The sequence below is a fragment of the Prevotella sp. 885 genome (assembly GCF_002265625.1).
Taxonomy (GTDB): Bacteria; Bacteroidota; Bacteroidia; order Bacteroidales; family Bacteroidaceae; genus Prevotella.
Genome location: NZ_NOVE01000094.1, coordinates 1 through 4755, shown reverse-complemented (window position 1 = coordinate 4755; position 4755 = coordinate 1). Strand labels below are relative to the sequence as shown.

At 47.3% G+C, this 4755-nt stretch carries 2 protein-coding genes and 1 pseudogene; 1 reads left to right on the top strand and 2 read right to left on the bottom strand.

Going from position 1 to position 4755, the window contains the following annotated elements; genetic code table 11:
• Nucleotides 1–622: 622 nt before the first annotated feature.
• A pseudogene (locus tag CHL74_RS16485) lies at nt 623–805 on the top strand (IS982 family transposase); the annotation flags it as partial.
• Between the two features lie 67 nt (nt 806–872).
• Here CHL74_RS16485 and CHL74_RS15950 read toward each other — a convergent pair.
• Nucleotides 873–1100 (bottom strand): hypothetical protein, encoded by a 228-nt coding sequence (locus CHL74_RS15950; protein WP_176452285.1) that lies wholly within the window; start codon nt 1098–1100, stop codon nt 873–875.
• 848 nt (nt 1101–1948) lie between these two features.
• The gene (locus tag CHL74_RS14850) at nt 1949–4354 is read right to left on the bottom strand and encodes a hypothetical protein (RefSeq protein WP_141241358.1); all 2406 of its coding nucleotides are present in this window, start codon (nt 4352–4354) and stop codon (nt 1949–1951) included.
• Between the last annotated feature and the right edge of the window lie 401 nt (nt 4355–4755).

Genomic DNA, 4755 nt, shown 5'->3' with positions numbered 1-4755 from the left:
CAACCGATGGCAAACCGCCGTGTGCAGTTCGACGTTGTGGTTTGATGTAGGAATCAAAAGATATACAACCGCTATTGGGCAACATGCAACCGCTGAAGGTTGTGGTTTGATGTAGGAATCAAAAGATATACAACGGAACATGATAATCATCATAGGTAAATAGGTTGTGGTTTAATGTAGGAATCAAAAGATATACAACCTTAAAAGAGGCTATCCTTAACAACGCCAGTTGTGGTTTGATGTAGGAATCAAAAGATATACAACACCTCGTCGAAGGCACAGAGTCTATCAACGTTGTGGTTTGATGCAGGAATCAAAAGATATACAGCAAGGGCAAAGAAATAGCCGTAGTGTTGGTAGTTGTGGTTTGATGTAGGAATCAAAAGATATACAACTATGACAACATTCGGTAAAATCACAGAACAGTTGTGATTTGATGTAGGAATCAAAAGATATACAACGAGGGGAATATCCGTCCGCGTACTGTCACGGTTGTGGTTTGATGTAGGAATCAAAAGATACCCCAGTTCGGGATAAGAAATAGTTTATAAAAAAGTTGGTAGTCTTATAAGTATTTTGTACCTTTATAGGTGAAAATCAATTAGTTATAAAAATATTTAATATGACTACCGATTACAAAGTGACAGAATTATTTTGTATTATAGACGAGTATTGCAAACATTTTGATGCAGAAAATGCAGGAAATTTGCTGGAAGACAATAGCGGAGTGAAGCGTAGACGGCGTGCAGCATCGTTGTCCGACAGTGAAATCATGACTATTCTGTTTAATCTCTTTCGATTCTTTATATATAGCCCATGTCTGATGGCATGGGAAGAGAATTCGTGTATCTGTCTTCATATGCAACTAATCGCTATTTTATCCCGAATTGGGGTACTAAAATATAAGCAAAGCTGAACAATGCAATATACTCGAATGTATCAAGTATGTATATCAATGCTTTAACGTCTTCAATATGATCTGATAATATGGGCTTGCCATGTTCTGTTTTTACGAAAAACAATATAGCCCTTATTAACCATATTGACATTATCGTGTTAACCGCAATTATTGCACACTTCTTTAATCTTAATATTGACATTCCTGTTTTTCATTTATTATTAAAATATTTTATCAGTAAAGAGGTATGATTATATGTAGGCAGATGCTATAGACATTATTGTATCGGCTGTAATGGTTCGTTTTCTTGGATTGTTATTCTTATGTTTGCAGTAAAATTACTAAATAATTGTGAGAAAACGCATAAGAAACGGAATATAATTGCGCTTGTTAGCCGAAACCGCCATTTGGGTAACCTCGCACCGCCACTTTCGTAACCTTATACCGACTGAAGTGAGTGCTAACACCGACCGAAGTGAGTGTTTACACCGACCGAAGTGAATGCTTACATCGAACGAGGTGAATGCTTACAACGACCGAAGTAAGAGACCGAAACAATTGTTTTGTGTCAGCAATAGTAGCGGTTTTGTAAGGGTTCCGCGGAGCGGGACCTATATAATGAAACCCACTGCAAGCTGCGAAGCAGTGCAGCTGTGGGTACGTGCTACACCTCCACCTAAATATAGTTCCCCGAAGGGGGGACTGACGCATCCCGTATGGTATTGAGGATGATAGTCGGTCCCGCTTTGCGGAACCAAGAGAGGGTGAAGTGATGCTTGTCCCACAGCTGCGCTCCTTCGGAGCTTGCAGTGGGTTTCTGATGGATACGTGTCCCCTCGGGACACGGCTGCAGGCAAATCGTAGGAGCTGCGTGCATTAGCTTTCCGCTTATGGGTGCGTGCTGTGCACAAATAAAAGGCTTTACGTTAGGTTGTCGAGAACCGGTTCTCGTAAAACCTAATGTAAAGCCTTTTGTTTAAACCCGATTATGGTTTGCGCCCATAAGCGGATTGTGGAGTCAGGTTTTTGTCAAAGCCCTGCCTTTCGATTCTACTTCACCACCTTTTTCTTTCCGTCCACGATATACAGACCTGCAGCGGGCTTGTTTATGCGAACACCGCCGAGGGTGTAGGTCTTGTGGTTGGCAGCGTTGTCAGCAGAAACGGAGCCGATGGACGTTGTGGAAGTGAGCTTCACGGTGTAGACAGTCTTGTTGGCAGGGTTGACGTCGTAGTCGTTGCCGTAGACTGTGATGGTGCAGACGTTGTTGATGGGGTCTACGTTCTTCTCCACACTCGCACCCACACCCTTCTTCTCGAACGTGATGGTGTTAAGTAGGTCAGCGTTGTCGCTCTCTATGGTGTATTCTGTCTTCTCGGGAGAGAATCCCTCGACGGTCTTGCCGTCAATCTGCAGATTCTTCAGCGTGCTGTAATAGATGAGGCGAAGCTCGTCAAGGTCGAGCTGGTCGTCCTTTGAAGCACCCGGTACGGGGTTGGTTGTGGCAGAAGCCAGAAGGTACTGCACCTCGGGAGCTTCGTCAGTGGCATAGCTGAACTCACCTGTGAACTTTGTCCATTCCTCTGTAGCGGGAATCAGCACATTGGCTGATCCTACCTTTTCGTCAGCCATCTCAGCAATCTCGGGGTCGTGATAAGCTGCGTCCTTGTGGAGGATGAGCTGTACGCGTCCCTGAAGAGCCGGCTGCTCTTGCTCTGCGTCGGCTGCAGCCTTAGCTGTGCCGGGAGTGAAGCGGGCGTAAACCTCAAAAGCGTCAGGACGTCCTGCGAAAGGCATGTTGCCGTTTACGTCGGTACGGTCAGTGAAGTTATAGTTGGAAGCATCTGTCGGGTCGGTGCTGCCCATGTTGATATGACCAGTTGTGATGTTGCCGTTGGCGTAAGCCACCCACAGGTCCTTCGATACGATGCGCACGCCATTGCCCTTATATCCCTCTATCTTCTGCGGCATCGGAGACATAGAGGCGAACGAAGCGAAGAGTCCGGCAGCGGTGTCGAACGAGTTCCATCCCTCAGCTATCTTGGCGTTCTCGTCGTCGGTCCAGTTCTCGAAGTCAGCGTTGGCTATCTGGTAAGCAGCCTCCTTGCTCTGTCCCTCGAATGTGACGGTGTAGACGCTTGAGGGGCAACCTGCCTCGCTTACGGTAAGCGTGAGCTTGTGCTCTGCCTCGTCGTATGTCTGCTCCACTCTGGCTTTCTCAGAAGAAGCAACATAGCTTACTTCGTCTGTGTAGCAGTTGCCGGTGGCGGTGAAGTTTGTGCTGGTGCTACCGGCTGTGACAAACTCATGACCAGCCACGTTGAGAGATGTCAGCGTCGGAGCCGCCTTCTGATACTGTATGGTGTAGACGCTCATAGCCTCGGGATTGGTCTCAGCGTCATAGTCCTCGCCCTTCACGGTGATGATATACTGACCGGTGAGGTCGTCGTAGGCAGCTTCCACGGTGGCGCCTACGCCCTTCTTGGTGTAGCCGACGGTGGTCCAGTCAGGATCGTATGTCGACTCCACGGTGTAGTTGAAGGTGTCCGGAGAGAAGTTGATGTCTACGTCATAGCCGTAGTTGTCAGTAGGCTTGAGCGAAGAAAGAGCATGATAATAGATGAGCTTCACGTTGTCCACGGTAAGAGAATTGCCCGCCTTGATGTCGCTCTGTGGTCCGAAATAGTTAGCGGAAGAGAAAATGACGTTGATGTTCTCCACGCCGGCAGTCTCGCATCCTTCCTTATATACGAAAGGTATGGTGTCTGTCTTCCATTCGCCCTCGGTGCTCTCCGTTATGGCGTGGTCGATGGTGGCTACGAGAGTGGCGCCTTCGGTCTTTGTCACGTCTCCGCCGGTGGCAGTCTTGCTCATGCCGAGAACGTTACGCTCACGGTTTTCCATGTCCACACGAGTGGCATTGCCCCATCCGAAAACTCCCACTTCCGTATTTCCCGGCACGTCCTTCTGAGTCCAAGTGCCGTTCCAGAGATAAGCCAGCACGGTGGCTTGCTCATCCGTGCCGTTAGAGTTGTCGCGCTGATATTCGAAGGAAATGGCGTCGGGATGGTATGTAAATTCCTTACCACCGAACACGCCTCCGTCAGAATTGCGTACTTTTGTAAACCATGTCTCAGCTGTTGCCCACGGTGTGCCGAGCGTGAAATATCCGGGGATGTTCTGCTTCACAGCGGAGTTGTAGATGTTGTTCACCTTTACGGCATAGTTGGCAGGCTCGTCTTCGGCAGAGCGTGTGACTTTTTCGCCCACTTCTCCAGCCAGCACCACGTTAGCCATGTGCCATCCCTGCGGCTGCACACCTTTTTTCATGGTGTTGCCTTTACTGTCCCAAGGAACACACTTCTCCCAGGCAGCATCAAAGTCGCCGTTGATTTGCTGCGCATTAGCGGTAAGCGCAGCCACACTCAATAATAAAAGAGCGTAATTCTTCTTCATCTTGTTGTATTTAATAAGTAAGTATGGTTCTATTGCTCTTGTATGAATCCTGAAAACAATGAACCTATTAATATTATTTCGGGTGCAAAGTTACTCAAAAAAACTAAAGGCGAATAAAAAGTTTACAATTTTTAGTCTAAGAATCAGCGCAATAAGAAAGTGAGTGTTTCAAAGGTAAACGAAACTGGAAGAAAAGGCATTGCGGACGGCGGACTCCGTCCGAATTAGGAATTAGAAGTTAGGAATTAGGAGTTAGGAATTGTTCAGTTTTGAGTTATTCAGCAGACGAAACTAACTTAGGAGGCTATGGCGTCTCGCCGTAGCCACGCACCCACAAATGCAAGCAAATGAAGTAATAGCTGATTGATGACCTGCTATGGGAGGCTGCGTGGCTACGGCGA

Excerpts from the sequence above, each read along its gene's own strand:
- CHL74_RS15950 (WP_176452285.1), bottom strand. The coding sequence starts at position 1,100 with ATGTCAATATTAAGATTAAAGAAGTGTGCAATAATTGCGGTTAACACG.
- CHL74_RS14850 (WP_141241358.1), bottom strand. The coding sequence starts at position 4,354 with ATGAAGAAGAATTACGCTCTTTTATTATTGAGTGTGGCTGCGCTTACC.